Here is a 542-nt window from a genome sequence, read left to right as displayed (position 1 = left end):
GTGATCGAACGCTTCGCCGACGACAAAGAACCAGCCATGCGCGCACAGGTCGCCAGGGCCATGGTCAACAAGGGGTACAGGCTCGGCGCAACGGGCGATGCGGCGGGGGCCATCGTCGCCTATGACGCGGTGATCGAACGCTTCGCCGACGACATCGAACCAGCCCTGCGCGCACAGGTCGCCATGGCCATGGTCAACAAGGGGAACAGGCTCGGCGCAATGGGCGACCCGGCGGGGGCCATCGTCGCCTATGACGCGGTGATCGAACGCTTCGCCGACGACAAAGAACCAGCCCTGCGCGAACAGGTCGCCAAGGCCATGGTCAACAAGGGGATCACGCTCGGCGAAATGGGCGACCCGGCGGCGGCCATCGTCGCCTCTGACGCGGTGATCGAACGCTTCGCCGACGACATCGAACCAGCCATGCGCGAACCGGTCGCCAGGGCCATGGTCAACAAGGGGTACAGGCTCGGCGCAACGGGCGACTCGGCGGGGGCCATCGTCGCCTATGACGCGGTGATCGAACGCTTCGCCGACGACAA

1 protein-coding gene is annotated in these 542 nt (G+C 66.4%); it reads left to right on the top strand.

The annotated features are described in order from the left end of the window. Positions 1-36: 36 nt before the first annotated feature. The coding region (locus ACODS4_RS28130) for a tetratricopeptide repeat protein (protein WP_488869183.1) at positions 37-542 on the top strand (506 nt) is incomplete at its 3' end.

This window comes from Azospirillum sp. FG154 (genome assembly GCF_057809575.1).
This window is presented reverse-complemented; position numbering and strand designations above follow the sequence as displayed.